We start from the raw sequence: 26,291 nt of genomic DNA on the forward strand, positions 1-26,291 counted from the left end.
CCGCGGTCCTGTCGAAAGCGGTGGAGGGAATTTGAGGATTTTCCTGGTTAGGCACGGCGATGCGGACGCAGAGATCCCCGAGGGTCTCGGCGACGAGGCGCGCGCGCTCACCGCGAAGGCCCGCGCCACGACGTCACAGCACTTCGCGTCGCTGTCGGAGCGCATGGGCCCCGTGGGTCTCATCCTGACCAGCCCGCTGGTGCGCACGGTGCAGACGGCGCAGATCCTCTCCATCGAGACGAAGCACGAGGGCCTGCTCAAGGTGCACCGGTGCCTGCTGCCGGACATGCCCGTGGGCGCGGTGGAGCCGGTGCTGACGGAGCACTCGGACCAGAACCTGGTGCTCGTGGGGCACCAGCCCTCCATGGGGGCGCTGGCGGCCCACCTGCTGGGCATGCAGTCCTTCCCCAAGCCCGTCAACCCGGGCACCGTGATTGCCCTGGAGCGCTCGGACGGGGAGACGCCGCAGCTGAAGTTCCTGTTCTACGCGGCCCCTGGCCAGCAGGTGCTCGACGTCATCCAGTGAGGCCCGCGCGGCCATGATGGACGAAGCCCGCTACAACCAGCTCGTCACCGCCGCGTTCCGCCGCATCCTCGCCGCGGCGGACGCCATCGACCCGGACCTCCTCGAGGCCGAGAGCACCGGTGACATGGTGACGCTCACCGCCCGCTCCCGCGAGAAGTGCATCGTCAACACCCAGCGCGCCGTGCGGCAGATATGGGTGGCCGGCCGGGGTCAGGGCATCCACTTCACGTACGACGCGGCCACCAGCACCTGGCAGGACGACAAGGGCCGGGGCCTGGAGCTGCTCACCTTCGTCGCGGACGTGGTCCACGACATCAGCGGCGTGGACTTCATCTACCCCGGCTGAGGCTTCCCTCCCGCCGGCTCCACCCGGTCTCCCCCGGACGCCTGCGCGCGGCGCAGCGCCTCGCCCGCCTCCTTCAGCAGGCCACCGAAGCTCACCTGGGCTCCGCCGCCAGACGCGGGCACCTTGCCCGCGGGCGGCTCGGACACGGCCACGCCCACGGACGCGCTCGTGCCCGCCAGCCCCCGCAGGGCCTTCACCCGCTCGCGCAGGCGCTCGGCCACGACGAGGGCCCCTGAGCGCGGCGTGTGCGGGAGGAACACCACGAAGCGGCTGTCGGAGAAGGGCACCGCCACGTCGATGTCGCGCACGCCCGCCACCAGCAGCCCCAGCGCCTCGGCCAGCACGCCCGTGCGGGCGGCGGGGGCGAGCGGGGCAATGCGCTCGGTGTAGCGGTCCAGCTCCACCAGCAGCAGGGCAATGGGGTAGCGGTAGCGGCGGCTGCGCTTCACCTCCATCAGCATCAGCCGCTTGAGGAACTCGAAGTCCGGCGAGGACGACGGCGACGCGCCCACGGAGGGCAGGTCCGAGCGCGTGACACGGCGCCCCTCCGGCTCCACGGCGGGCAGGTCCGAGCGCGTGGCGCGACGTCCCTCCACCTCCAGCGTCATCAACGTCCCCGGCACGGGGGTGATGGCGAACCCCGACGCGCGCAGGGAGGCCGTCCCCCGGCTGGACGTCGACGCCCCACCCATGCCGGCCTGGGAGGCCGCACCCTGCCCTCCGGCGGATACGGAGTCCTGGCCGTCCGGGCCCAGGGCCTCGCCCGAGCCCTCCAGGGCAAAGGCCACGCGGGAGTCCGTCCCCGGAGGGCCGCCCTCCGGCCTTCGGGCCTCGCCGCGCAAGGGCACGGAGCCCGCGGCGGGCGTGGGCTCTCCAAAGCGCAGCTCGTCGTCGCGCGTGAGCACGAGCGTCGTACCGGGAGCCTCGGCCTGAGCGGAGTCCGCCCGTCGCCGCGCCTCCTCGCGCTGCATCAGCAGCCCGACGCACGTCAGCACGTTGGCGCGCTTGAGGGGCCCCACCAGGCACCCGTCCGCGCCCGCCTCGACGGCGCGCTCGTCCGCGTGCTCCTCGGTGGGCGGGTACAGCAGCAGCACTGGGACGGAGAGCCCGTCCGCGCGGAGGGCGCGGCACAGCGCCTCGCCGTCCAGGGTGCCCATCCCCGACGCCAGCAGCACGTCGGGCGGGCGCACCCGGACGGCGCGCAGCGCTTCGTCCGCGCTGCCCGCCGAGGAGACTTCGTGGCCGGCCCCCTCCAGGTAGCGGCGCAGAGCGCCCGCCACCGGCACGGAGGGCTCGGCCAGGAGCACGGAGGCCATCAGACCTCCATGACCTCCTTCTCCTTCTTCTTCACGATGTCGTCCACCTGGGCGATGCCCGCGTCGGTCTGCTTCTGCACCGTCTCGGTGATGCGCTTGTGGTCGTCCTCGGTGATCTTCTTGTCCTTGAGCTGCGTCTTGAGCGCCTCGTTCGCGTCGCGGCGGACGTTGCGGATGGCGACCTTGTGGTCCTCACCCTTCGTCTTCACCTGCTTGGCGATGTCCTTGCGGCGCTCCTCGGTGAGCGGCGGGAAGGGCAGGCGAATCATCTCCCCGTCGTTCATGGGGTTGATGCCCAGGTTCGCCTCGCGCAGCGCCTTTTCAATCTCCTTGAGGACGCTCTTCTCCCACGGCTTGATGGTGATGAGCCGGGGCTCGGGCGCGTTGACGCTGGCCACGCCGGACAGCGGCGTGGGCGTGCCGTAGTAGTCCACCCGGATGCCATCCAGGATGGAGATGCTGGCGCGCCCGGTGCGCACCTTCGTCAGCTCCCTCTTGAGGTCCTCGAGCGACTTGTCGATGCGCGTCTTCAGTTCGGCGACGACGTCTCCACTCATTGCAGTCTCTCCTTGAGTGCTTGCCGGCGGGGAGCGCCCGGACACTAGGCCCAGGCCGTCTCCGTCCCACCCACCAGCGTACCAATCTCCCCGCCCCCCAGCACCGCGCGGCGGATGTTCCCACGCACCGTCAGGTCGAAGACGATGAGGGGCAGCTTGTTGTCCATGCACAGCGAGATGGCCGTGGAGTCCATCACATTGAGGTTCTGCCGCAGCACGTCCATGTACGTCAGCGTCCGGTAGCGGCGCGCGGTGGGGTCCTTCTTCGGGTCGGCATTGTAGATGCCGTCCACCTTCGTCGCCTTCAGGATGACCTGCGCGTTGATTTCCATGGCGCGCAGCGAGGCGGCGGTGTCCGTCGTGAAGTACGGGTTGCCGGTGCCCGCGGCGAAGATGACGACGCGGCCCTTCTCCAGGTGGCGCACCGCGCGCCGGCGGATGTAGGGCTCCGCAATCTGCTCCATCTTGATGGCGGACAGCACGCGCGTGTGGACGCCCTTCTTCTCCAGCGCGTCCTGCATGGCCATGGAGTTGATGCAGGTGGCCAGCATGCCCATGTAGTCCGCGCTCGCGCGGTCCATGCCCTCGGTGGCACCCGCCACGCCGCGGAAGATGTTGCCGCCGCCGATGACGAGGGCCACCTCCACGCCGGCCTGCGCCACCTCGATGACCTCCTCGGCGATGGCGAGCAGGGTGGGCGGATGGATGCCGTACTTGCCTTCGCCCATCAGGGCCTCGCCCGAGAGCTTGAGGAGGATGCGCTTGTAACGGAGGGGGCTCGTCGTGTCGGAGGACATGCGCGTTCGCTTCTATCCCCCGCCTCGCGACTGATCAACGCCCGAGTCGGACTGTCCGGCCCGCATCGTCCGCTGTCTGTCGCAAGGACGAAGGGGAGCCCGCAAGGACGAGGGCCGCGCCGCCCGGTCCCCCTTCCAGGGGAAGCCCGTGCGCGCGGCCCTCGGTTTCCACGGCAAGCCCCCGGGAAGAGGGGGCGCGGTGGGACTTACGCCTGGCCCAGCGTCTTGGCGACCTCGGCGGCGAGGTCGTCCTTCTGCTTCTGGATGCCCTCACCCACCTCGTACCGGACGAAGCGGCGCACGGAGACCTTCTCGCCAATCTTCGCGGCGCGCTCGGTGATCATCTCACCGACCTTCTTCTTGTCGTCCTTCACCCAGAGCTGGTCCACGAGGCACACCTGCTCGTAGTACTTCTCCATCTTCCCGACGAGAATCTTGTCCAGCATCGCCTCGGGCTTGCCCTGCTGCTTGAGCAGGTCGCGCTGGATTTCCTTCTCCTTGTCGAGGTTGTCCGTGGGGACCTCCTCGCGGCGGACGTACTTGGGGCTGGCCGCGGCGACCTGCATGGCCACGTCCTTCACCAGCTCCTGGAAGTCCGGGTTGCGGGCGACGAAGTCCGTCTCGCAGTTGACCTCGACGATGACGCCGATGCGGCCACCGTGGAGGTAGGTGCCGATGAGGCCCTCGGCCGCCACGCGGCCTTCCTTGCCGGCCGCCTTGGCGATGCCCTTCTTGCGCAGCCACTCCTCGGCCTTCGCGAAGTCACCGGCGCTCTCGGCGAGCGCCTTCTTGCAGTCCATCATGCCCGCGCCGGTCCGCTCGCGGAGCTCCTTCACCATCTGGGCGCTGACCTCGGCCATGTTCGTCTCCAGCCTCCGCCTCTCCATGGGCGCCAGGCGCCGGGCGGAGCATCAGGGTTGAAAAGGGGTACTGCGGTACACGGGAAACAGGGGCGGCCGGGTCGCTGCTGCGCCACCCGGCCGCCTTGAAACCAACGCGAGGAAGGGACGGCTACTCGGCCGCCGTCGGCGTCTCGCCGCCAGCCTCGCCACCCTCGGCGGCCGGCTGCTCGGCGGCGACGGGGGCGCCCTTCATCTCCACGAGGGGGCCACGGCGCTCGCCGCCGCGGTCACCGCCACGGTCACCACCCCGGCCACCGCGGTCGTCACGGCGGTCGCCACGGCGCGGGCCCCGGCGGTCGTCACGGCGGTCGCCGCGGTCGTCACGGCCCTCGCGCTCCTCCTGCTCGTCGCGCTCGGCGGCGCCCGAGGCGCGGTAACGCGCGGCGCCCTCGAGGCAGGCCTCGGCGATCTTCGAGGTGAAGAGCTTGATGGAGCGGATGGCGTCGTCGTTGCCCGGGATGACGAAGTCGATGCCGTCCGGGTCGCAGTTGGTGTCCACCAGGCCAATCACGGGGATGCCCAGGCGGCTCGCCTCGTGGATGGCGATGTGCTCCTTCTTCGGGTCGATGACGAAGACGCAGCGGGGCAGCTTCGACATCTCCTTCACGCCGCCCAGGTTCTTCTCCAGCTTCTCGCGCTCACGCTCGAGCTGGGCGACTTCCTTCTTCGGCAGGCGCTCGAAGGTGCCGTCCTCGGCCATCTTCTCCAGCGTCTTCAGGCGGTCGATGCCCTGCTTGATGGTCTTGAAGTTGGTCAGCGTGCCGCCCAGCCAGCGGCTGGTGACGAAGAACTGACCGGCGCGCGCGGCCTCCTCGCGGATGACGTCCTGCGCCTGCTTCTTGGTGCCCACGAACAGCACCGAGCCGCCCCGCGCCGTGATGTCCGCCACGAAGCGGAACGCGGAACGGGCCATCGTCACCGTCTTCTGCAGGTCGATGATGTAGATGCCGTTGCGGGCGCCGAAGATGTAGGGCTTCATCTTCGGGTTCCAGCGCTTCGTCTGGTGGCCGAAGTGAACGCCGGCCTCCAGGAGCTGCCTCATCGTGATGCCGCTGGCGGCGGCCATCGCCTGGCCCTGCGTCTGCGTGTCCTGCGTTTCCATGTGAGTCTCTCTCCGGTTGGTGATCCGCCACGCTCGCGAAGCCCGGTCGTGACGACCGTGAAGAGGAGCCTCTTCTGCAGAGGCCCGTTCACGGAGGCACCGGCGACCGGCACGAGCGTGTGTGTAGTGGTTGCTGCCTTGCTACCGGGGCTCGACTGCTCCCCGACCCCATACCCAGGGGCGGGGGGTCCTTAACAGAACCCTTCCGGGCGGCGCAAGCTTCACTGCACCGTCCGTACCGTCACGGACGGCCCGTGCCCGCCCGCCTGGTCTCCGGCCCCCCAACCCGGCCCTGGAAAGACGACCGGCGCGGTGGCCGCCCCGGAGAAAGGAGCGACAGCCGCGCCGGCGTCCTGCCACCTGAGGCGGGAGGCTAGACGTTGGCCTCCGCGGCCCCGTGGCACTTCTTGTACTTGCGGCCGCTGCCGCAGGGGCAGGGGTCATTGCGGCCCACGGCGGGCTTGTCCGAGCGGGCGGCCTGGGGCCGGGCCGCGGCGGCGACCGAGGCCTCGTCCAGCTTGCCGTCCGCCGTGCCACGCCCCTCCACCGCCTTCTTCTGCTGCTGGGCGAGCTGGCGCTGGATGCGGGCGGCCTCCTCCGCCGCGCTGGAGGCGGAGCGGGGCTGCACGTGCATGAGCTGGGTGACGAACTGGGCCTTGATGGCGGAGAGCATCTGGATGAAGCCCTGGTAGCCCTCCTTCTTGTACTCCTGCTTCGGGTCCTTCTGGCCGTAGCCGCGCAGGCCGATGCCCTGGCGCAGGTGGTCCATGGCCAGCAGGTGGTCCTTCCAGAGCCGGTCGATGGTCGCCAGGTAGTTGTACTGGAGGAAGCGCATGAAGTTCTCGCCGAACTCCTCCTCGCGCGCCTGGAAGACCTTCTCCGCCGCCTTGTAGATGTGCTCCTGCAGCTCCTCGCGGCTGCCCACGCCCTCGAAGCCCATCTCCAGGTTGAAGGTCTCCTTCACGCCCTGGGTGAGCGCCGCCATGTCCCAGCCGTCCACGCCCTTGGTGGGCGCGTACGTGTCCGTGAGGGACACGATGACGTCCTCCATGGAGTCCAGGATCAGCTCCCGGAAGTCCGCCCAGCTCACCATCTGCTCGGAGCGCGACTTCACGCGCGTCTTCGGGTCCTCGGTGTACTCGATGAGCGGCACGCCCGCGCCGGCGGCCAGCACCTGGCGGCGCAGCTTGTAGATGGTGCGCCGCTGCTGGTTCATCACGTCGTCGTACTCGAGCAGGTTCTTGCGGATGTCGAAGTTGTGGCCCTCGACCCGCTTCTGGGCGCCTTCGATGGCACGCGACAGCCACACGTGCTCGATGACCTCGCCCTCCTCCATGCCCAGCCGCTCCATCAGGCCCTGGATGCGCTCGGACCCGAAGATGCGCATCAGGTCGTCCTCGAGCGACAGGAAGAAGCGGCTGGCGCCCGGGTCACCCTGGCGGCCGGCGCGGCCACGCAGCTGGTTGTCCACGCGGCGCGACTCGTGGCGCTCGGTGCCGATGATGAACAGGCCTCCGGCCGCCATCACCTCCTCGCGCTCCTTCTTCGTCTGCTCCTCCAGCTTCGCCTTCGTGTCGGCGAGCTGCTTCTCCCAGGCCGCCAGCGCCTGCTGGTAGCCCGTCAGGTCGATGGGCTGCCCCTCCACGGCGGGCGTGGTGGTAGGCTCCGGCGGCGGGCCCATGGCCGCCTTGGCCAGGACCTCCGCGTTGCCGCCCAGGAGGATGTCCGTGCCGCGGCCGGCCATGTTGGTGGAGATGGTGACGGCGCCCTTGCGGCCCGCCTGCGCGACGATGTCCGCCTCGCGCGAGTGCTGCTTGGCGTTGAGGACGTTGTGGGGGATGCCGCGCTTCTTGAGGAAGTTGCCCACCACCTCGCTCTTCGCGATGGACACCGTGCCCACCAGCACCGGCTGCCCCTTCTGGTGCAGCTCGGCGATCTGCTCCGCCACCGCCTCGAACTTCTCGCGCTCCGTCTTGTAGACCACGTCCTGCTGGTCCTTGCGGATGTTGGCGCGGTTGGTGGGGATGACGCGCACGTCGAGGTTGTAGATCTTCGCGAACTCCTCCGCCTCGGTGTCCGCGGTGCCCGTCATGCCGGACAGCTTGGAGTACATGCGGAAGTAGTTCTGGAACGAGATGGTCGCCAGCGTCTGGTTCTCGTTCTCGATCTTCACGCCCTCCTTGGCTTCAATCGCCTGGTGGAGGCCGTCGGACCAGCGGCGCCCCGGCATCTGGCGGCCGGTGAACTCGTCGACGATGACGACCTCGCCCTCCTTCACGACGTAGTCCTTGTCGCGCTTGTAGAGGGTGTGCGCGCGCAGGGCCTGCTCGACGTGGTGGAGCGTCTCGATCTCGCCCGGGTCGTACAGGTTGCCCACGTTCAGCCGCTTCTGCAGCTTCTCGATGCCGTCGTCGGTGAGCGACACGGAGCGGTGCTTCTCGTCCAGGGTGTAGTCCTGGTCCGGCACCATCCCGGGGATGACCTGGTCCACCCGGTAGTACTTGTCCGTGCTGTCCTCGGTGGGCCCCGAGATGATGAGCGGCGTGCGGGCCTCGTCGATGAGGATGGAGTCCACCTCGTCGACGATGGCGTAGTTCAGCTCGCGCTGGACGTAGTCCTGCAAGCGGAACTTCATGTTGTCGCGCAGGTAGTCGAAGCCGAACTCGTTGTTCTGCCCGTAGGTGATGTCCGAGCGGTACGCCTCCTGCCGCTGCTTGTCCGTCAGCTCGTGCAGGACGCAGCCGGTGGTCATGCCCAGGAACTTGTAGACGCGCCCCATCCACTCCGCGTCGCGGCGGGCGAGGTAGTCGTTCACCGTCACCACGTGCACGCCACGGCCGGACAGCGCGTTGAGGTACGAGGGCAGCGTCGCGGTCAGCGTCTTGCCTTCACCGGTGCGCATCTCCGCGATGCAGCCCTCGTGGAGGAACATGCCGCCAATGAGCTGCACGTCGTAGTGGCGCTGGCCGATGACGCGGCGCGCCGCCTCGCGGGTGAGGGCGAAGGCCTCGAACAGCAGGTCGTCCAGCGGCCGGCCGTTCTGGATTTCCTGCCGCATCCGGGCCGTCTCCGCGGCGAAGTCCTCGTCCTTGAGGGCCCGCATGCGCGTCTCGAGCTCGTTGACCCGGGCTACCTTCCCATGGGCCTTCTTGAGCTCGCGCTCATTCTTGGTCCCGATGAGTTTCTTCAGCGTCCATTCGATCATTCGGTCGACTCTCTCGCCGGAGAATCCTCGAAGGACGGCGGCGAGTGAAGGGAAATCCCAGGAGGTGTAAGGGAGAACCGGTTGAAAACCACGGGCGACCCCCGAAACTTCCACTTGGCCGGTCGCCGTACACGCAGCGGCTCACAGTAAAGCGGAACCGAGCACACGCAATGTCCCCCACACGAAATCAACGCCGCGGTCAGGGCAGACCTTCACCCGCGGGCAAACCCCGCCGTCCCGCCCGGCCGGGTCAGTCCAGGGGACGTCAGGGGCCTGCCCCCCGGGGCGCCCAGGGCACGGGCTCCCGAAGCCCCCAGGGCTCCCGCGGCGCTCAAGGGGCGTCCTCCCGAGGCGCCCAGGGCACGGACTCCCGAGGCCCCCAGGGCTCTCGGCCTCCCCAGGGCGGAGGCGCCCGGGGTCCGCAGGGCGCAGGCTCACGGAGCCCGCAGGGAGCAGGCTCCCGGGGCGCCCAGGGCGCGAACGCGGGTGTCGGACCGCCTGCACACGCCGCGCCGCCCGCGCCCCGGGTCCCACCCCGGGCCCGCGTCCCCGCCATGCCCGCACAAACGCTGGCCGCCCGGCCGGGGCACTGGCTGTGGACCTGCCGCGCGGGCTTCGAGCCCCACCTCTACGAGGAGCTGGAGTGGGCCGGCGCCCATCCCCGCCTGCTGGGCGAGGCCCTGGTGGAGAGCGAGGCCGTCACCGGCCTGTCGCCCGCCTTCGCCCGGGCGGGCTACCGGGTGCTCGTCTCGCTGACGGCGAGCGCGCCCGACGCGGTGGCGGAGGCCGCGGTGAAGGCCGTGAGCTCGCTGCCTCGCGGAGCGCCCTGGGTGGTGCAGGCCTTCACGCCGGACACACCGCGCGGCAACACGCTGACGGCGCCCGCGGAGGCGCTGGAGGCGGCGGTGCGCGCACGACTCCCGGCGGAGCGCCTGGTGGACGACGCGCAGCGGGCGCGCGACGCGGGCGCCGTGCTGGTGGGGCTGTGCGTGGCGCCGGACGGGCTGACGGTGGTGGGCGCGGTGCCCGCTCGCGAGGCGCTGTCGCTGGCGGCCGGCGGGCGTCGGCGCATGAAGCGCGCGGGCGAGTCCCCCTCGCGGGCGGCCATGAAGCTGGAGGAGGCGCTGGACGGGCTGGCCTTCGAGCCCGGGCGCGGAGATGTCTGCGTGGACCTGGGCGCGGCGCCCGGGGGTTGGACGCAGCGGCTGGTGGCGCGCGGGGCGCGGGTGGTGGCGGTGGACCCGGCGCGGCTGATGCCGGAGCTGGCCGCCAACAAGCGCGTGCAGCACGTGCAGGAGAGCGCCTTCGCCTACGCCCCCGAGGAGCCGGTGGACTGGCTCTTCTGCGACATGGCGTGGCGTCCGCTCGAGGTGGCGCAGCTGCTGGCCAAGTGGGGCCGGCGCAACTGGGCCCGCCACCTGGTGGCCAACATCAAGCTGCCGATGAAGGACAAGAACCCCATGCTGCTGCGCGTGCGCCAGACGCTGACGCAGGAGGGAGCCTGGGAGGGCCTCACCGTCCGGCAGCTCTACCATGACCGGGACGAGGTGACGGTGACGGCCCACCGCATGAAGTAAGGCGCCTGCGCCGCGACGCGGGACGCGCTACAGAAGGGGCGCGATGCCCTACCCGCTCGACGACGCCACCGCCACCGCCCTCATCGCCCTGAACCCGTGGGTGCTCCAGCGCCACCGGGACGCGCCCGTACAGGCCGCCGTGGAGGTGCTCCTCCAGGCGGAGCAGGCCCGCCGCGGCCACCCGGACGCCAAGACGGGCGCGCTCCAAGTCCCTGCCCTCACCCAGGGCAGCCTCCTCAAGGAGGAATACGACTTGTCCACGCACGCCCACCATGACGGGTGGCGCGTGGGCGCCGTCATCGCCGACGTGCAGGGGATGATTCACGTCAACGCCCGCTTCGGCTTTCCCACCGGGGACGCGGTGCTGCGCGCCACGGCCGAGTCCCTCGCCGCACAGTACCCGGGCGCCCGGGTGCTGCGCCTGCACGCGGACTGCTTTGCCGCGCTGCTGGTGCCCACCTCGCAGCTCACCGTGCGCGAGGATTTGGACGGCCCCACCCGGGAGCGGCTCGCGCGCGACGTGCGCCGCGTGCTGCCCGAGGGGACGCCCGACGCGGATGTCCCGGCCTGGACGGTGAGCCTGCTGGAGCTGACGGTGGACGCGCCCTCGCACTGGCAGGTGCTGGGGCCGCTGGTGTGGGCCGAGCTGGAGCGCACCCACGTCATGGTGCGCAGCGGACGCGCGAGCGGACTGCAGCGTCGGCGGCTCCGGCTGGACGGCTTCGTCCCCGCGCCCGGCACGCTGTGAGCGCCCGGGCCCTGGCGCGAGCCCGAGGCTCCAGCGCCAGCAGGTGCCCTGCGCTCCCCGCTCCAGCGCGAGCCCGAGGCTCCAGCGCTGGAGCGAAGTCCCTCGCTACTCCTCGAGGATGAACTTGCGCGGGTTCTGGGGAATCCCGTTGACGCGAACCTCATAGTGGAGGTGCGGGCCGGTGGAGCGGCCGGTGTTGCCCACCGCCGCGATGAGCGCCCCGCGCTTCACCCGGTCACCGGCCTTCACCAGCATCTTCGACAGGTGGCCGTAGCGCGTCTTGATGCCGTAGCCGTGGTCGATGACGAGCACGTTGCCGTACCCACCCTCGAGGCCGGCGAAGACCACCGTGCCGTCCGACGGCGAGTAGACCTCCTTGCCGTGCGGCGCCGCGATGTCGAGACCGGCGTGCATGACGCGGTCCGCGGTGTACGGGTCCAGCCGCTGCCCGAAGTCGCTCGTCACCCAGCCGCGCGCGGGCCAGACGGACGGCGTGGAGGCCAGCATCGACTTCTGGTCCTGGAAGTACGCCTGCAGCTCCTGGAGGCTCTGCTCCTGGCGGGTGGCCTCCGCGCTCAGCTTGTCCAGCCGCCCCAGCAGCGCGTTGGGCGACACCGTGGTGGTCAGCTGGGTGAACTGGGTGTCGGTGGCCGGCGCCGTGGTGCCCGCCTCGGGCTCCGTCGGGCCCATGGCCAGGTTGCGCTGCGGGTCGGACAAGAGCGTAATCGCGCGGAGCTTCTGGTCGAACCGCTCCACCCGGTCCAGCGTGGAGCCGATGTGCTCGATGCGCTCGCGCACCGACTTCAGCTGCGAGCGGAGCGTCAGGTTCTCCTCGCGGAGGATGCGGTTCTCCGAGGCGTCGGCAGCGACCTGGAAGTAGTGGACACTTGCCCCAGCCGCCAGTCCCACCACCAACATCAGCCCCATCCCCACCTGCATGAGGAAGGACCGCTGGATGGTGTACCGCTTCACCGGCGCGTCGTGGTCCGGGATCACCATCAGTGTGAAGGACTTTTTCGCCACGGGACCGCTCCCTGCTTTGCGTGGGACTTCAGGCGCGACAAGCTAAGTCGCTCGCTCTCGCGCAACACCTCCCCCCGCCATTCCCCAGACTGCCTCCGTCGCCCAGCGGCATTTCGCCGCCGCTGGAAACGTTGGGGCAGATACCATTCTTACTTGAAGAGTATCAAGGTCAACAGACCCGTGGGGAGGGTCGAAGGCCACTGCACGTCACAGCAGCCGACTCAAGCCTCCACGCGCACCACGATGACGGTGATGTTGTCGTCCCCGCCCCGCTCGTTCGCGAAGTCGATGAGGTGCTTGGGCACTTCGTCCAGCGTCCGGGCCTTGGACACCACCTCGTGGATTTCACGGTCCTCGAGCATGTTGGCCAGGCCGTCCGAGCAGAGGAGGAAGACGTCCCCGGGCTCCGACACCAACCCCATGACGTCCACCTGCACCTCCTCCTCGAAACCGACGGAGCGGGTGATGATGTTCTTGTACCGGGAGTGCTTGGCCTCCTCGGGGGTAATCATCCCGGCCTTGATCTGCTCGTTGACCAGCGAGTGGTCCTCGGAGATCTGCTGGATGAGGTCCCCCCGGATGAGGTACGCGCGACTGTCGCCGACGTGGGCGAAGAAGGCGTGCTCGTCCCGGACCACCAGGGAGATGACGGTGGTGCCCATGCCGGACAGGCGCGCGTCCTCCTGCGCGGCGGTGAAGATGGCCAGACAGGCCTTCTCGACCGCCGTGCGGAGCGACTCGGGGATGGGCGAGTCCTGCAGGTTGGGCACGGAGAGGAAGGGGTTGTCCTTCCCTTCCCGCGCCCGGCGCATCTCCTTGTCGATGGTCTCGACGGCAATGCGCGACGCGGTACCGCCACCCGCGTGACCGCCCATTCCGTCCGCCACGACATAGAGCTGCAGCTCGTCATCAATAAGGAAGCTGTCCTCATTGTGATTGCGCTTGCGCCCGACGTCCGTCAGGCCTGCGGAGACAATTTTGAGGCGGGAGGCCGCGGTCTGCCCTGCGGTGCTGGACACAGGTGGGATGCTATGTGAGGCCCAGGGATGGGGCAAGGACACGAATGCACCTGCCCCTCACTTGGTCCTACGCAGTGCGTCGGAGCCTGCCCCGCGGGGTACCCTCCGGGCCGGTTTCCCGGCTCCGGGCCCTTGGAGCAGGGGTGCCCAGCGCCCGGTGGGCGGAGCGCACCAGGGCCTCGGCGGCCCCGAGCGCCTCGCGCGTCACCTCCACGCCGGACATCATCCGCGCCAGCTCGCGGGTGCGCTCCATGCCGGCCTCCAGCACGGCCACCTCGGAGACGGTGCGCTCGCCCTTGAGGCTCTTGCGGATGAGCAGGTGCGCGTCCGCATAGGCGGCCACCTGCGGCAGGTGGGTGATGCAGAGCACCTGGCGGTGGCTGCTCACCTCCTTGATCATCCGCCCCACCACGTCCGCAATCGCGCCGCTGACGCCCGCGTCCGCCTCGTCGAGGATGTAGCAGCCGCAGCCGTCACTGTCGGCCAGCGCACGTTTGAGGGCCAGCAGCAGGCGGCTCGCCTCACCACCGGAGGCCACCTTGGCCAGCGGGCGCGGCGGCTCGCCGGGGTTGGCGCTGAAGAAGAACTCCACGTCGTCCGCGCCGTCCGGCCGCAGCGTCTCGCCCGGCGTCACGCGCACCTCGAAGGCCGCCTTGCCCATGGCCAGCCCCCCCAGCCCCTCGCGGACCTGGGCGGAGAACTCCACCGCGCTCGCCACGCGCTTGCGCGACAGCGCCGCGGCGGCCTTCCGGGCCCGCTCCTCCACCCGGCGCCGCTCGGCGGCCAGCTCCTCGAGGATTTCCTTCCGGTTCTCCAGCGTGCCCAGCTCGGTCTCGATTTCGCCGCGCTTCTTCAAGAGGCCGTCCAGCAGGGTGCCGTGCTTGCGGCACAGCCGCTTGAGCGCGTCCAGCCGCTCCTCCACGTCCGCCAGTCGCGACGGGTCCGACTCCAGCCCCTCCACGTAGCGGTTGAGGTGACGCTGCGCCTCCTCCAATTCCGACAGCGCGGTGCTGAGCGACTGCGCCACTGGCGCCAGCGTGGCGTCCGTCTTCACCGCGTCGTGCACCAGCCCGAGCGCGCGGGCCACCGTCTCCACGGCGGATTGTTCCTCGCCCGCGACGAGCAGCTCCGCCTCGGACGCGTGGCGCTTGAGCTTCTCCGCGCTGCCCAGCCGCTTGCGCTCCGCGTCCAGCCGCGCGTCCTCGCCCGCCTCGGGGTCCAGGCGCTCGATTTCATCCAACTGGAAGCGCAGGAACTCGGCGCGCTCGCGCACCTTGGCCTCGTCGCCCCCCAGCGCGTCCATGCGCGCGTCCACCTCGCGCAGCGCCGTGTACTCGCCGAAGTAGGCCGCCAGCGGCTCGTCCAGGGTGCCATAGCGGTCCAGCAGCACGCGGTGCAGGCCCGAATCGAAGAGGCTGACGTGCTCGTGCTGGCCGGCGATGTCCACCGCGCCCCGCGTGAGCTTCCCCAGGACGCCCACCGTCACCAGGGCGCCGTTGACGTACACCTTGCCCCGGCCCGTCCGGCCGAGCACGCGGCGCACCAACACCTCCTCTCCGAGGTCCGGCAGGCCGAGCTCCTCCAGCCGCTGCCCCAACGCTGGGGTGCGAACGAAGACGCCCTCGACGGACGCCTCCTCGCAGCCGGCACGGATGACGTCCGCGTCGGCCCGCCCACCCAGCAGCAGGCCCAGCGCATCCACGAGGATGGACTTGCCCGCACCTGTCTCACCCGTGAGGACGGTGAGGCCGGCTCCGAACGCCACCTCCACCTCCTCGATCACCGCCACGTTCGAAATCCGAAGACCCAGCAGCACGCGCGCCCTCCGTGGTCATACGACGGCACTGGTGACTGAACACCCTAGCAGGTCCCCCTGACACTGCACAGGCGTTCGGGTCGTGCGCACGTCTGGCGTGCGGGTGGGAGAGGGGGCTCGTTGGAGCCCCCACCTCACAACCCCTCAGATTTCGGTGAACAGCTCCTGGATGTCCTGCTCGGTGAGCGTCCGGCCCAACTCGTCGCCGTCGTTGCCGAGGACTCCGGCGGCCAGGTCGCGCTTGCGGCGCTGGAGCGCGAGGATCTTCTCCTCCACCGTGCCGCGGGTAATCAGCTTGTAGCTGATGACCGCGCGCGTCTGGCCGATGCGGTGCGTACGGTCCGTGGCCTGGTCCTCCACGGCGGGGTTCCACCACGGGTCGAAGTGGATGACGTAGTCCGCCGCGGTGAGGTTGAGGCCGGTGCCGCCCGCCTTCAGGGAGATGAAGAACAGCGGCGGCCCGTCGGGCTGGTTGTACTCGTCCACCTTGCCCATGCGGTCCTTGGTCCGGCCGTCCAGGTAGAGGTAGCGCATGCCCTTCTTGTCGGCTTCCTGCTTGAGCAGCTCCAGCATCTCCGTGAACTGGCTGAAGACGAGCGCGCGGTGGCCTTCCGCCACCAGGTCCTCCACCAGCTGGAGGAAGCGCTCCACCTTGGCGCTGGACGGCAGCAGCGTGCCGGGCGGCATCTTCAGGAGGCGCGGATCGCAGCACACCTGCCGCAGGCGCATCAGCGCGGCGAGGATGGACACGCGGCTGCGCTTGAAGCCCACCTTCTCAATCGACTCGTGCACCTTGCGGCGGCTCTCCTCCAGCACCTCGCGGTAGAGGGCGGCCTGACCGGGCTCCATCTCGCACCAGGCGATGGACTCCGTCTTGGGCGGCAAATCCTTGGCCACCTCCGTCTTCAGACGGCGGAGGATGAAGGGCTGGATGCGGCGGCGCAGCCGGTCCTTCGCGGTGGCGTCGTTGGCCACCTGGATGGGCTGCTCGTACCTGTCGCTGAAGCCATCCGCGCTGCCGAGGAAGCCCGGCATCAGGAAGTCGAAGATGCTCCACAGCTCCGACAGGCGGTTCTCCAGCGGCGTACCGGTGAGCGCCAGGCGCGTCTCGCTCGGCAGCGACTTGCACGCCTGCGCGGTGGCGCTGTCCGCGTTCTTGATGTTCTGCGCCTCGTCCAGGACGACGTAGCGGAAGCCCACCGAGGAGAGCTGGTCCAAATCCCGACGGACCAGGGCGTAGGAGGTGAGGACCAGGTCCATCCCCTTGAGGTCCTCCGCGCGCTCCTTGCGGTCCTGGCCGTGCCACACCATGACCTTGAGGCCCGGGGTGAAGCGCTCGGCCTCGCGCTCCCAGTTGGCGAGCACGCTGGTGGGGGCCACCACGAGCGACGGCTTGTGCCCCTCGTCGTTGGCCACCTTCTGCATGAGGCTCAGCGACTGGATGGTCTTCCCCAGGCCCATGTCGTCCGCGAGGATGCCGGACAGTCCGTGGCGGCGCAGGAACCAGAGCCAGGACAGGCCCGCCTCCTGGTAGTGGCGCAGCGTGGCCTGCAGCCCCTCGGGCACGGCGACCTTCGGCACGCCGGCCGTCTCGCGCAGCTCCAGCATGGCCTGCCGCGCCTTGGCCTCCACCTCGGTGAACTCACCCAGGTCCGCGAGCAGGTCCAACGCGACGGCCTGGTGCAGCGGCAGCCGCGTGCGGGAGCGGCCCGGCATGGCGCCCGCCTCTTCCAGCAGGTCGGCCACGCGCTTGATTTCGGCGGGGTCCGCCTCCGCGAAGGAGCCGTCCTTCAGGGGGACGAACTTGCGGCCGGAGTCCAGCCACATGCGCACCGCACCCAGGTCCACCGCCTGGTCATCGGTGACGAACTCCGCGTCCAGGTCGAACCACTGCACGCCGCTCATGCCCACGCGGATGCGCGGCTTGAGCTTGGGACGCAGGCGCACCTTGGGGGCCTGCACGCCGAAGCGCTCCCACTCGGCGGGGAGCGACGCCAGGCCGCGCGCCCAGAACTCCAGCGCGATGTCGGCGGTGGCGTCGAAGACGGAGCTCTGCGGCTCGAAGCGCAGGCCCAGGTCGAGCAGCAGCTTGCCGGCGGCGCGCTCCTGCTCCTCGCGGCGGCGGTACAGCTTGCGGCTGTCCGCGCCCACGCCGCTGGCGTAGCCCAGGTGCGTGGCCGTGGGGGACACCGGCACGGTGGTCTGCCCGTAGCGCGCGGCGAGCTGCACCTTCACCTTCTCCGGGTTGCCCTCCAGCGTGAGCATGAAGCGCGGCTCCACCGACTCGTCCACGTCGATGTCGTCCGCCTTCAGCGCCATGCGGAAGCGCGGCAGGTGCGCCGCGAAGAAGGTCAGCACCCGGTCCAGCTGTCCGGACGGGAAGGACATGCTCGGCTCCAGCAGCCACTTGCGCAGCAGCCGGGGCGGGAAGTCGGGCTCCACCGCGTGGAGGTTCTGCGCCTGGATGACCCAGGTCTTCTTCCCCGACAGGATGATGACGTCCTTGAGGGAGTAGCTGGCGCCGTCCGGGAAGAGCAGCTCGATGCGCGCGGTGGCGCCGTCCGGACGCGACTCCAGGCGGATCTGCGGGCGCACGGGCGCTTCCGTGTTGATGAGCGCCGTGCCGCGGTAGATGACGCGGCGGAAGCGCAACAGCTCCAGCACCTCGCTCAGGTCCTCGTCGGAGAGGACGATGCGCGAGTCGTAGCGGTGCTCATGACGCGACAGCATCATGAAGACGCGCTCGTCCGCGGGCGCAATCCGGCCGCCCGTCTGGAGCAGGCGCTTGACGTGGATGGGGCCCTTGGTCTGCGCGTCCTGACGGCGCACGTCCACCACCCAGTGCCGTCCCCCGTTGCCGGTGCTGGAGGGCGTCAGGCGGTAGAAGAACTCGTAATCCGGTTGCGAAGACAGACCGAGCCAGCTCTCCACCTTGGCGAGCGCCGGCAGGTTCACCGGGTCCATGCCCGGCGGGGACACGGGCTCCACGGGGGGCTCGTCGTCGGCCGCGGCGACGTCCGGGGTCTCCACGGCGGGCGGAGGAGGCACGGGCTCCGTCCGTGGGGGCGGCGGGCCGGGCGGACGGAAGCGCGCGGCGTAGATGAGCGCGGCGGCGACCACGTGCTTGCAGTGCGGCCCGTACACGTTCCAGGACTGGCAGGTGCAGGTGGACGTGGCCTTCCCGTCCCCCAGCTCCATTGCGACCTGGTAGCGCTCGCCGGTCGAACCGGCGACCTGCGCGGTGATGCGGTTGCCTTCTCGCTGGAGGCCGAAGACGCGGCGCGTCTCCGCCACCTCCCGCCCCTTCTTGAAGGTGGTGGGTTGGACTTCAGCCTTCAGGGCCCGCAGCCACACGGTGTCCTGAGGAGGGAGGGCGTCTCGGATGTCGGCGGTGGATTGCACGGCTGGAAAGGCCCCAGGCTCAAATGGCCGCGGGGAACGCGCTGGACTACCACACCAACGGCGCTCACGCTCACGGGAAAAAACGATGCGTCGGCCAGCGGAACCCGCCCGCTGGCATCAGGCTGTGAGAGCATCAACCCGCGCCATGGCCCGGACCGTCCTCCCCCGTGTCTTCGTGACCCGCCAGCTCCCTGGAGAGGCCCTCGGCCGACTGGGCAGGCATGTGGACCTGCGCGTCTGGGAGGAGGAGCTGCCACCCTCCCGTGACGCGCTGCTGGCCGAGGCGGCGCTCGCCCAGGGGCTTGTCACCCTGCTGACAGACCGTGTGGACGCCAGCCTGCTCGCCGCCGCTCCGGGCCTGCGGGCGGTGAGCAACGTGGCCGTGGGCCACGACAACATCGACGTGCCGGCCTGTACCGCACGGCGGATTCCAGTGGGCCACACTCCCGGTGTGCTGACGGACACCACCGCGGACTTCGCCTTCGCCCTGCTGATGGGGCTGGCGCGCCGGGTGGCCGAGGCGGACGCCTTCGTCCGCGCCGGGAAGTGGCGGACGTGGAGCCCCACCCTGCTCCTGGGCACCGACATCCACGGCGCCACGCTGGGCATCGTCGGCCTGGGCGCCATCGGCGCGGCGGTGGCGAGGCGGGCGCGCGGCTTCGGCATGCGCGTGCTGTACGTGGGCCGCCACGCGCGGCCCGCGCTGGAAGCGGAGTTGGGCGCGCGGCGCGTGGACAAGGCGACGCTGCTGGCGGAGTCGGACGTGGTGAGCCTGCACGTCCCGCTGTCTCCCGAGACGCGGCACTGGCTGGGGCGCGCGGAGCTGGCGGCGATGAAGCCGGGGGCGCTGCTCGTCAACACCGCGCGCGGCGGCGTGGTGGACCAGGAGGCGCTCATCGAGGCGCTCCGGAACGGACGGCTGGGCGGCGCCGCGCTGGACGTCATGGACCCGGAGCCGCTGCCCACGGACAGCCCGCTGATGACCCTGCCCAACGTGCTGCTGGCGCCGCACATCGCCAGTGCCTCACATGCCACCCGGGGCCGCATGGCCTCCATGGCGGTGGACAACCTGCTGGCCGCGCTCGAAGGACGGCGGCCTCCTCACTGCGTCAATCCGGAGCTCTTCCCATGAACCTGCCCGCCACCCACCTGACCGACACCACCCTCGTCTCCGACGTGAGCGCCATGCTGCGCGACGTGCCGAACTTCCCCAAGCCGGGCATCGTCTTCAAGGACATCACCCCCGTGCTGGCGGACCCGCGCCTCTTCGGCCGCGTCATCAACGCCATGGCCGCCCCCTTCCGCGGGCAGCACATCACCAAGGTCGTGGGCGTGGAGGCCCGCGGCTTCCTCCTGGGCGCGCCCATCGCCCTCGCGCTCCAGGCGGGCTTCGTCCCCGCGCGCAAGCCGGGCAAGCTGCCCTACCGCTCCGTCGTGGAGAAGTACTCGCTGGAGTACGGCGCGGACGGGCTGGAGATGCACGAGGACGCCCTCCACAAGGGGGAGCGCGTGCTCGTGGTGGACGACGTGCTCGCCACCGGCGGCACGGCGGAGGCCACCGCGCGGCTCGTCCACAAGCTCGGCGGTGAGCTGGTGGGCTTCAGCTTCCTCATCCACCTCGCCTTCCTCGACGGCGTGAAGCGCCTGGGCCCCGACAAGGTGACGTCGCTCCTGTCGTTCTGAGGCCCCCCCGGGGCACCGCACCCCGGGCGTCCGCGCCCTCCCCTGCCCGCCTGCTGCCGTGCGGGCCGGGCCTGAGCACCTCTGGAGGAGCCACCGTTCCACGGAGGGGACGACCATGCCCGAGGTGCGCACCAGCGGCGACGCTCGCATCCACTACGACGACGTGGGCCGGGGAGACCCCGCGCTGCTCTTCATCCCAGGCTGGAACACCACCCGGGACGTCTTCCGGATGCTGCTGCCCCGGGCATCCGCGCGGCGGCGGGTGCTCTCTGTGGACCTGCGCGGCCACGGGGAGTCCGGGAGCGGCGGCACCGACTTCGACAGCGCCACCGTGCTCGACGACCTGCTCGCCGTGGTGGAGGCCAGCGGCGCACGCCAGGTGGTGCCCGTGGCCATGTCCCATGCGGGCTGGTGGGCGCTGGAGCTGCGCCGCGAGCTGGGCGCCGAGCGCGTCCCGAAGCTGGTGCTGATGGACTGGATTGTCTCCGAGCCCCCCCTCGCCTTCACCGAGGCCCTGCGGGGGCTGATGTCCGAGCGGTGGATGCGCACCCGCGACGGGCTGCTGGACGTGTGGCTGGCCGGCGTGGAGGACCCGAACATCACCCGCTACGCCCGCGAGGTCATGGGCGGCTTCGGCGAGGACATGTGGGCCCGGGCCGCGCGCGAGATTGCCTCCGCGTACGCCCGCGAGGGCTCGCCGCTGCGGGCCCTCTCCGGACTGAGCCCGCCCACCCCGACGCTGCACCTGTACTCGCAGCCGGAGTCGCATGACTACCTCGCGGAGCAGGTGGCCTTCGGCGCGCAGAACCCGTGGTTCCACGTGATGAAGCTGCCCGCCATCAGCCACTTCCCCACGCTCGAGGTGCCCAGCCTCGTGGCCGCCGGCATCGAAGCGCTCGTCTCCGCCCAGGAGACGTACATCAACACCAGCGTCGTCACGCCGGGCGCCGTGCCCACCTGAAGCCGATTCCCGGCGGCCCCACCTCGCCGCCCACCTGACCACCCGACGGCCCTGCTCCGGGCCGTCGGGTTGACGTTTTCACGGCCCCTGTTTATAAGTTGGTCACACAACCAACAAACACGCCCACCATGCCCCGTCCCTCCAACACCGAAGAGCGCCGCCAGCAGATTGTGGACGGGCTGTTGAGGGTCATGGCGGAGCGGGGCTACGAGCGCGCCTCGGTGGGTGAAATCGCGAAGGCGGCGGGGCTGAGCCCGGGGCTCGTGCACTACCACTTCAGCGACAAGCAGGAGATTCTGCTCACGCTGGTGGAGCAGCTCGCGTCGCGCGCCCGCATCCGGGTGACGACGCGGCTGGCGCGGGTGAAGGGCGACGACGCGCGGGCGAAGGTGGATGCCTTCATCGACGCCTTCCTCGCCACGGGCGGGGACTCGGCGCCCTCCGCCGTGGCGAGCTGGGTCACCATCAGCGCGGAGGCCATCCGCCAGCCCGAGGTCCGCGCCGCCTACGACAAGGTGGTGAGCGCGGACCTGGAGCAGCTGGAGTCCCTCGTCGCCGCGGTGACGGGCAAGCGCCGGGCGCGCACCATCGCCGCGGGCCTCTTCGCCGCGGTGCAGGGCTACTTCGTGCTCTCCGCGAGCGCCCCGGACCTGGTGCCCCCGGGCTCCGCGGCGGGCACCGTGAAGCGCATGGCCGCGGGGCTGCTGGACACGGTGGAAGCCCGGGAGGACGCATGAAGACCTCGACGAAGCTGGGGCTGCTCTCCAGCCTCTACCTGTCGCAGGGCCTGCCGTTCGGCTTCTTCACCCAGGCCCTGCCGGTGCTGCTGCGAAAGCAGGGCCTGTCGCTGCCCGCCATCGGCCTCGCCCACCTGCTGGCCCTGCCGTGGGCGCTCAAGTTCCTCTGGGCCCCGCCCATGGACCGCCATGGCTCGGCGCGGTGGGGACGGCGGCGCGGCTACATCCTCCCCTTGCAGTGCCTCTCCGCGGCGCTGCTCCTGTCGCTCGCGGTGCCCGCCGCGGGTCTGGACACCCAGGTGCTGATGGCCGCGGTGCTGGGCGTGAATCTCCTGGCCGCCACGCAGGACGTGGCCACGGACGGGCTCGCGGTGGACCTGCTCGCGCCCGCCGAGCGCGGCTGGGGCAACGGCGTGCAGGTGGCCGCCTACCGCGTGGGCATGATTCTCGGCGGCGGGCTGATGCTCGCCGTCTTCGACGCGGTGGGCTGGCGCCCCACGTTCCTCGCGCTGGGCGGCCTGCTGCTCGCCGCCACGGTGCCCATCGCCCTCTACCGCGAGCCCCCTTCGCAAGCCCCACCCGCGCAGAGCCTCGGCCTGTCCTGGTGGCTGCGGCGGCCGGGCGCGGCGGCGTGGCTCACCCTGCTCGTCGTCTACAAGGCCGGCGAGGCCCTGGCCACGGGCATGCTGCGCACCTTCCTCGTGGACTCGGGGCTGACGCTCACGGACATCGGCTGGATGCTCGGCGGCGTGGGCTTCACCGCGGGCCTGCTGGGCGCGCTCCTCGGCGGCGGCCTCGTGGTGCGGCTGGGCCGGCGCCGCGCGCTGCTCCTCTTCGGCGTCACCCAGGCCGGCGCGGTGCTGCTGTACGCCCTCGCCGCGCGCGGCACCGCGTCCCTGCCGCTGCTCACGGCCGTCTGCGCGGTGGAGCACGTGGCGAGCGGCATGGCCACCGCCGCCGTCTTCACCGCGATGATGGACGCCTGCCGCCCCGAGCACGCCGCCACGGACTACACCGTGCAGGCCTCGCTGGTGGTGCTGGCCACCGGCGCCGCGGCCGCGGTGAGCGGCTTCAGCGCCTCCGCCCTCGGCTACTCCGCGCACTTCGCCCTGTCCGCCGCCCTGTGTGTCGCCGGCACGCTCTACGCCGCCCTCACCTTCCATCCGCCCCCGGCGGTGTCGTCCGGGGCGGCGCCCGAGGTGTCGTCATGACCATCGCCGTCTACGCCGGCAGCTTCGACCCCGTCACCGCCGGGCACCTGTCCGTCGTCCGCCAGGCCGCGCGCCTCTTCGGCCACGTCGTCGTCGTGGTGGCCGTCAATCCCCACAAGCACTCCCTGCTGTCCGCCGACGAGCGCATGGCCCTGGTGCGCGAGGCCGTGGGGCGGCACCCCAACGTCACCGTGGCGCGCACGGAAGGGCTCATCGTGGACTTCGCCCGTGAGATTGGCGCCAGCGTGCTCTTGCGCGGGGTGCGCGGCGCCACCGACGCCCAGTTCGAGACGGAATTGGCGCAGAACAACCGCGCCCTCGCGCCGGAGCTGTCCACGCTCTTCCTTCCCGCCGAGGCCCACCTGGCCGAGGTGAGCAGCAGCGGACTGAAGGAGCGCGTCGCGCGCGGCGAGGACGTTTCCGCCTTCTGCTCGCCCGCCGTCGCGGCCAAGCTGAGAGAACGCCTCGCACCCTCTGCCCGGAGCCAGCCATGAGCCTGTCCTTCGTCACCCTCGGCGTCGGTGACGCCTTCTCCGCCCTGCGCTACTCCTCGTGCATCGCCGTCGAGACCGACGGGCAGGTGCTGCTCGTGGACTGCCCGCACCCCATCCGGAAGATGATGCGCGAGGCCTCCGAGTCCTCCGGCGTGCCCCTGGACGCGGACCGCGTCAGCGCCGTGGCCCTCACCCACCTGCACGCGGACCACGCGTCGGGCCTGGAGGGCCTGGGCTACTTCTCCTTCTTCGTGCTGAAGAAGAAGCTGGAGGTGCTCGCCCACCCCGCCGTGGCGGACCGCCTCTGGGAGGGCCACCTCGCCGCCGGCATGGAGTGCCTCATCGAGCGCCACGGCGCCGCCCCCAACGACAAGCACTTCGACGACTACTTCGAGCACACGCCGCTCTCCACGGAGTCCACCGTGCGGCACGGGCCGTTCCTGATTGAGAGCCGCATGACGTACCACCACGTGCCCACCACCGCGCTGCGCATCCACGCGGGGGGCCGGTGCCTGGGCTACAGCGCGGACACCGCCTTCGACGAGGGCCTCATCGACTGGCTCTCGGAGTCGGACCTGATGATTCACGAGACGAACTACGGCGTGCACACGCCCTACGAGAAGCTGGCGGCGCTGCCCTCCGAGCTGCGCGCCCGGATGCGGCTCATCCACTACCCGGACGACTTCGACACCGGCGCGAGCGTCATCGAACCGCTCGCGCAGGGCCGCCGCTACCACGTGTGAGCGGGGGCGCCCCGCGCTCCAGCATGAGCCGGGCGCCCCGCTCCACCGTCACGCGTTACTGCGAGAAGATGACCAGCGAGTAGGGCCCGAGCTTGAGGGTGCCGCTGTTGGGCAGGCCGTCCCTGCCGCCGCCGTTGGCGTTGGTGTCCAGCGTCGCCGTGTTGCCGAAGTCGGGCGAGTACCCGTTCCAGTCGCTGTTGAAGCGCGCGTACCAGAGGCCACCGCGCGGGAAGCCGACGGTGTAGTTGTCGAAGTACGTTCCGCTGAAGTTGGCGACGATGACCACGTCATCACCCGGGCCGCCGTTCTCCCAGCGGTGGTAGGCAATCACCTTGTTGGTGTGGTTGGTGTGGTAGACGTTGACGTTGGCGCCGCGCAGGCCGCGGGTGTTGTTGAACCAGTTGCGGCGCAGGCGGATGAGGTCGCGGTACAGCGTCTTGATGCCGCCGAAGTGGTTCAGCTTGTTCCAGTCCACCGGGTCGGTGTCGGAGAAGTAGCCGTCCTCCAGAATCTCCTGGCCCTGGAACATGAGGGGGATGCCGGGCGAGGTGAAGGTGATGCCCGCCGCCAGCGTGGAGCGCTTCTTCGCCGCCCAGCTGCCCGCCTGTCCCGGCCAGATCTCCTCCGGCACGCGGGCATGGCCGTTGGCCACCTCGTCGTGGCTCTCCGTGTAGATGATGCGCGCGGTGTGCCGCCCGCTGAACGTCTGGGTGATGGCGTTCTTCACCGCGTTCATGTCGCGGTTGCTGTCGTACTGGGTGATGACGGCGTTGCGGATGGGGTGCACGAACTCGCCCGCCCACTGCGCGTCGAAGCCGGCACCGCCCGTCGTGTCGGACGTGGCGTCATTGGTGATGGAGTCACCCGCGCCGAAGTCCTCCGCGATGCTGATCTTCCACGGCTGCTCCGCGTTGATTTCGCGGTTGATGGAGCGGAACACCCTCCAGGCATCGCCAATGGAGTTGGCGTCGTTGCCGTCCGAGGTGCGCATGTACTTGGTGGCGTCCCAGCGCAGACCGTCGCCGCGGTAGGCGTGCGTCAGGCTCATCATCGAGTCGCGGATGTACGCGCGGACCTCGGCGCGGCCGTAGTCCGGACGCGTGGCGCCCCACGGCGTGTTCTTGCGCCAGTCGTTGTAGAAGTACTCGCCACCCGAGCCCAGGCAGTCGCCGCTGAAGCACCACATGGGCAAATCGCTCGGGCCGTAGTGGTTGTGCACCACGTCGAAGATGACGCCGATGCCGCGGTAGTGCGCCTCGTCCACGAAGCGCTTCATGTCGTTGGGGTGGCCGTACACGCTCTCCGGCGCGAAGGGGTAGGCCGCGTTGTAGCCCCAGGAGAAGTCACCGGCGAACTCGAACACCGGCATGACTTCAACCATGTTGATGCCCAGGTCGCGCAGATAGTCGAGCTTGGCGATGGCGCTGTTCCAGTTGCCGGGGCCAAAGCCGGGCGCGTCGTTGAACGTGCCGATGTGCATCTCGTAGATGACCATCTGGTTGAAGGCCGGGGTGCTGAACTGCTGCGAGTTCCAGTAGTACTCACCCTGGTTGTAGATGATGCTCGCGCCGGACGAGTTCTCCTGCCAGGCCGCGCGCGGGTCCGCGTGCTCCGCGTCGCCGCCCCACTGGTTGCGCGTGACGTACTTGTACTTGTGCCCCGGCCTCCCGGCGGCCACGTCGCCGGACCAGTTGCCGTTCCAGACGCCGTTGACGAACTCCTTGCTCAGCTCGATGCCGTTCCAGCTGCTGAAATCGCCCTTCACCCAGACCTTCTGCGCGAGGGGGGCCCAGGTGCGGAACGTGGTGCCGGCAATCGCGTTGTTCACGTAATAGATGGAGGCGCCCATGCCGGGGCGCGTCGAAGCGGCAATCTGCTGGACGACCTGCGCTGTCTCCGGACTGGAGCGCTGCTGTGTCTCGAGCGCCGGTTCGCCACAGCCCAGCAACCCGGCCAGTAGCAGTGCACTCCACCTGATGCGGTCCCGCATGATGACGACCTCCCTTGGTTACCGGGCGTCCTAGCAATCGCCGTGAAGTCCAGGCAAATGCGGGAAGTCGCTTTCATGTAACTTTCCACCGTGACGCACTGAATCAAACATCACAGAATCTTCACCCCGTCGGGCT

General features: G+C 70.3%; 22 protein-coding genes. 11 read left to right on the forward strand and 11 right to left on the reverse strand.

The window, feature by feature from the left end; all coding sequences use genetic code 11:
- Positions 1–31 precede the first annotated feature (31 nt).
- The gene (locus ACX9TP_RS34675) at positions 32–526 is read left to right on the forward strand and encodes a SixA phosphatase family protein (RefSeq protein WP_482974929.1); all 495 of its coding nucleotides are present in this window, start codon (positions 32–34) and stop codon (positions 524–526) included.
- Positions 527–539: 13 nt separating this feature from the next.
- A complete protein-coding gene (gene cyaY / locus ACX9TP_RS34680) occupies positions 540–872 on the forward strand; it encodes an iron donor protein CyaY (RefSeq protein ID WP_482974930.1) in 333 nt (110 codons plus the stop codon).
- Here the strand turns inward: cyaY and ACX9TP_RS34685 are convergent.
- The 6 genes from ACX9TP_RS34685 to secA all read right to left on the reverse strand — a co-directional run bounded on the left by ACX9TP_RS34685 (position 860) and on the right by secA (position 8,751).
- Positions 860–2,188: a diguanylate cyclase gene (locus ACX9TP_RS34685; RefSeq protein WP_482974931.1), complete on the reverse strand. Its 1,329-nt coding sequence runs from the start codon at positions 2,186–2,188 to the stop codon at positions 860–862. The two genes, cyaY and ACX9TP_RS34685, sit on opposite strands and share 13 nt — an antisense overlap.
- Complete coding sequence (frr, locus tag ACX9TP_RS34690; RefSeq protein WP_206725852.1) at positions 2,188–2,745, reverse strand: ribosome recycling factor; 558 nt, start codon at positions 2,743–2,745, stop codon at positions 2,188–2,190. Before frr ends, ACX9TP_RS34685 begins: the two co-directional genes overlap by 1 nt.
- A 44-nt stretch (positions 2,746–2,789) precedes the next feature.
- Positions 2,790–3,542: a UMP kinase gene (gene pyrH / locus ACX9TP_RS34695; protein WP_482974932.1), complete on the reverse strand. Its 753-nt coding sequence runs from the start codon at positions 3,540–3,542 to the stop codon at positions 2,790–2,792.
- Positions 3,543–3,748: 206 nt separating this feature from the next.
- Positions 3,749–4,402: a translation elongation factor Ts gene (gene tsf, locus ACX9TP_RS34700; protein ID WP_482974933.1), complete on the reverse strand. Its 654-nt coding sequence runs from the start codon at positions 4,400–4,402 to the stop codon at positions 3,749–3,751.
- Positions 4,403–4,553: 151 nt separating this feature from the next.
- Positions 4,554–5,546, reverse strand: coding sequence for a 30S ribosomal protein S2 (gene rpsB / locus ACX9TP_RS34705; protein ID WP_482974934.1), 993 nt, complete (start codon positions 5,544–5,546; stop codon positions 4,554–4,556).
- A 373-nt stretch (positions 5,547–5,919) separates the two neighbouring features.
- Positions 5,920–8,751 (reverse strand): preprotein translocase subunit SecA, encoded by a 2,832-nt coding sequence (gene secA / locus ACX9TP_RS34710; protein WP_482974935.1) that lies wholly within the window; start codon positions 8,749–8,751, stop codon positions 5,920–5,922.
- A gap of 554 nt (positions 8,752–9,305) precedes the next feature.
- Between secA and rlmM the strand changes: the two genes are divergently transcribed.
- Positions 9,306–10,328: a 23S rRNA (cytidine(2498)-2'-O)-methyltransferase RlmM gene (rlmM, locus tag ACX9TP_RS34715; RefSeq protein WP_482974936.1), complete on the forward strand. Its 1,023-nt coding sequence runs from the start codon at positions 9,306–9,308 to the stop codon at positions 10,326–10,328.
- Between the two features lie 43 nt (positions 10,329–10,371).
- On the forward strand, positions 10,372–11,076 hold the full coding sequence (locus ACX9TP_RS34720) for a nucleotidyl cyclase domain-containing protein (RefSeq protein WP_482974937.1): 705 nt from the start codon (positions 10,372–10,374) through the stop codon (positions 11,074–11,076).
- 105 nt (positions 11,077–11,181) lie between these two features.
- Here ACX9TP_RS34720 and ACX9TP_RS34725 read toward each other — a convergent pair whose 3' ends face one another.
- The 4 genes from ACX9TP_RS34725 to ACX9TP_RS34740 all read right to left on the reverse strand — a co-directional run bounded on the left by ACX9TP_RS34725 (position 11,182) and on the right by ACX9TP_RS34740 (position 18,336).
- On the reverse strand, positions 11,182–12,099 hold the full coding sequence (locus ACX9TP_RS34725; RefSeq protein ID WP_267860721.1) for a M23 family metallopeptidase: 918 nt from the start codon (positions 12,097–12,099) through the stop codon (positions 11,182–11,184).
- A 221-nt stretch (positions 12,100–12,320) separates the two neighbouring features.
- Positions 12,321–13,118: a Stp1/IreP family PP2C-type Ser/Thr phosphatase gene (locus ACX9TP_RS34730; protein WP_482974938.1), complete on the reverse strand. Its 798-nt coding sequence runs from the start codon at positions 13,116–13,118 to the stop codon at positions 12,321–12,323.
- A 67-nt stretch (positions 13,119–13,185) separates the two neighbouring features.
- Entirely contained in the window at positions 13,186–14,934 is a 1,749-nt protein-coding gene (gene recN / locus ACX9TP_RS34735) for a DNA repair protein RecN (protein ID WP_482974939.1), read from the reverse strand.
- Positions 14,935–15,078: 144 nt separating this feature from the next.
- Positions 15,079–18,336: a DEAD/DEAH box helicase gene (locus ACX9TP_RS34740; RefSeq protein WP_482974940.1), complete on the reverse strand. Its 3,258-nt coding sequence runs from the start codon at positions 18,334–18,336 to the stop codon at positions 15,079–15,081.
- 145 nt (positions 18,337–18,481) lie between these two features.
- On the opposite strand from ACX9TP_RS34740, the gene ACX9TP_RS34745 reads away from it, so the two are divergent.
- The 7 genes from ACX9TP_RS34745 to ACX9TP_RS34775 all read left to right on the forward strand — a co-directional run bounded on the left by ACX9TP_RS34745 (position 18,482) and on the right by ACX9TP_RS34775 (position 24,165).
- Complete coding sequence (locus tag ACX9TP_RS34745) at positions 18,482–19,468, forward strand: 2-hydroxyacid dehydrogenase (protein ID WP_482974941.1); 987 nt, start codon at positions 18,482–18,484, stop codon at positions 19,466–19,468.
- Complete coding sequence (locus tag ACX9TP_RS34750; RefSeq protein WP_482974942.1) at positions 19,465–20,019, forward strand: adenine phosphoribosyltransferase; 555 nt, start codon at positions 19,465–19,467, stop codon at positions 20,017–20,019. The genes ACX9TP_RS34745 and ACX9TP_RS34750 overlap by 4 nt, the downstream gene beginning before the upstream one ends.
- Before the next feature lie 115 nt (positions 20,020–20,134).
- Complete coding sequence (locus tag ACX9TP_RS34755; RefSeq protein WP_482974943.1) at positions 20,135–20,980, forward strand: alpha/beta fold hydrolase; 846 nt, start codon at positions 20,135–20,137, stop codon at positions 20,978–20,980.
- Positions 20,981–21,108: 128 nt separating this feature from the next.
- Entirely contained in the window at positions 21,109–21,717 is a 609-nt protein-coding gene (locus ACX9TP_RS34760) for a TetR family transcriptional regulator (RefSeq protein WP_482974944.1), read from the forward strand.
- Positions 21,714–22,928 carry an MFS transporter gene (locus tag ACX9TP_RS34765; RefSeq protein WP_482974945.1) on the forward strand — a complete coding sequence of 405 codons (1,215 nt, stop codon included), beginning with the start codon at positions 21,714–21,716 and terminating at the stop codon, positions 22,926–22,928. Before ACX9TP_RS34760 ends, ACX9TP_RS34765 begins: the two co-directional genes overlap by 4 nt.
- Positions 22,925–23,422 (forward strand): pantetheine-phosphate adenylyltransferase, encoded by a 498-nt coding sequence (gene coaD / locus ACX9TP_RS34770; RefSeq protein ID WP_482974946.1) that lies wholly within the window; start codon positions 22,925–22,927, stop codon positions 23,420–23,422. The genes ACX9TP_RS34765 and coaD overlap by 4 nt, the downstream gene beginning before the upstream one ends.
- Positions 23,419–24,165, forward strand: coding sequence for an MBL fold metallo-hydrolase (locus ACX9TP_RS34775; RefSeq protein WP_482974947.1), 747 nt, complete (start codon positions 23,419–23,421; stop codon positions 24,163–24,165). The genes coaD and ACX9TP_RS34775 overlap by 4 nt, the downstream gene beginning before the upstream one ends.
- A 55-nt stretch (positions 24,166–24,220) precedes the next feature.
- On the opposite strand, the gene ACX9TP_RS34780 is transcribed toward ACX9TP_RS34775, so the two are convergent.
- Entirely contained in the window at positions 24,221–26,155 is a 1,935-nt protein-coding gene (locus ACX9TP_RS34780) for an alpha-amylase family glycosyl hydrolase (protein ID WP_482974948.1), read from the reverse strand.
- Positions 26,156–26,291 lie beyond the last annotated feature (136 nt).

The organism is Pyxidicoccus sp. M15 (genome assembly GCF_056858435.1).

Bases quoted from the DNA above. Each gene is read 5' to 3' on its own strand.
- secA (WP_482974935.1), bottom strand. From the start codon at position 8,751: ATGATCGAATGGACGCTGAAGAAACTCATCGGGACCAAGAATGAGCGC.
- ACX9TP_RS34685 (WP_482974931.1), bottom strand. From the start codon at position 2,188: ATGGCCTCCGTGCTCCTGGCCGAGCCCTCCGTGCCGGTGGCGGGCGCT.
- ACX9TP_RS34755 (WP_482974943.1), top strand. From the start codon at position 20,135: ATGCCCGAGGTGCGCACCAGCGGCGACGCTCGCATCCACTACGACGAC.
- frr (WP_206725852.1), bottom strand. From the start codon at position 2,745: ATGAGTGGAGACGTCGTCGCCGAACTGAAGACGCGCATCGACAAGTCG.
- cyaY (WP_482974930.1), top strand. From the start codon at position 540: ATGATGGACGAAGCCCGCTACAACCAGCTCGTCACCGCCGCGTTCCGC.
- ACX9TP_RS34720 (WP_482974937.1), top strand. From the start codon at position 10,372: ATGCCCTACCCGCTCGACGACGCCACCGCCACCGCCCTCATCGCCCTG.
- tsf (WP_482974933.1), bottom strand. From the start codon at position 4,402: ATGGCCGAGGTCAGCGCCCAGATGGTGAAGGAGCTCCGCGAGCGGACC.
- rlmM (WP_482974936.1), top strand. From the start codon at position 9,306: ATGCCCGCACAAACGCTGGCCGCCCGGCCGGGGCACTGGCTGTGGACC.
- ACX9TP_RS34745 (WP_482974941.1), top strand. From the start codon at position 18,482: ATGGCCCGGACCGTCCTCCCCCGTGTCTTCGTGACCCGCCAGCTCCCT.
- ACX9TP_RS34750 (WP_482974942.1), top strand. From the start codon at position 19,465: ATGAACCTGCCCGCCACCCACCTGACCGACACCACCCTCGTCTCCGAC.
- coaD (WP_482974946.1), top strand. From the start codon at position 22,925: ATGACCATCGCCGTCTACGCCGGCAGCTTCGACCCCGTCACCGCCGGG.
- ACX9TP_RS34775 (WP_482974947.1), top strand. From the start codon at position 23,419: ATGAGCCTGTCCTTCGTCACCCTCGGCGTCGGTGACGCCTTCTCCGCC.
- rpsB (WP_482974934.1), bottom strand. From the start codon at position 5,546: ATGGAAACGCAGGACACGCAGACGCAGGGCCAGGCGATGGCCGCCGCC.
- ACX9TP_RS34780 (WP_482974948.1), bottom strand. From the start codon at position 26,155: ATGCGGGACCGCATCAGGTGGAGTGCACTGCTACTGGCCGGGTTGCTG.
- pyrH (WP_482974932.1), bottom strand. From the start codon at position 3,542: ATGTCCTCCGACACGACGAGCCCCCTCCGTTACAAGCGCATCCTCCTC.
- ACX9TP_RS34765 (WP_482974945.1), top strand. From the start codon at position 21,714: ATGAAGACCTCGACGAAGCTGGGGCTGCTCTCCAGCCTCTACCTGTCG.
- ACX9TP_RS34760 (WP_482974944.1), top strand. From the start codon at position 21,109: ATGCCCCGTCCCTCCAACACCGAAGAGCGCCGCCAGCAGATTGTGGAC.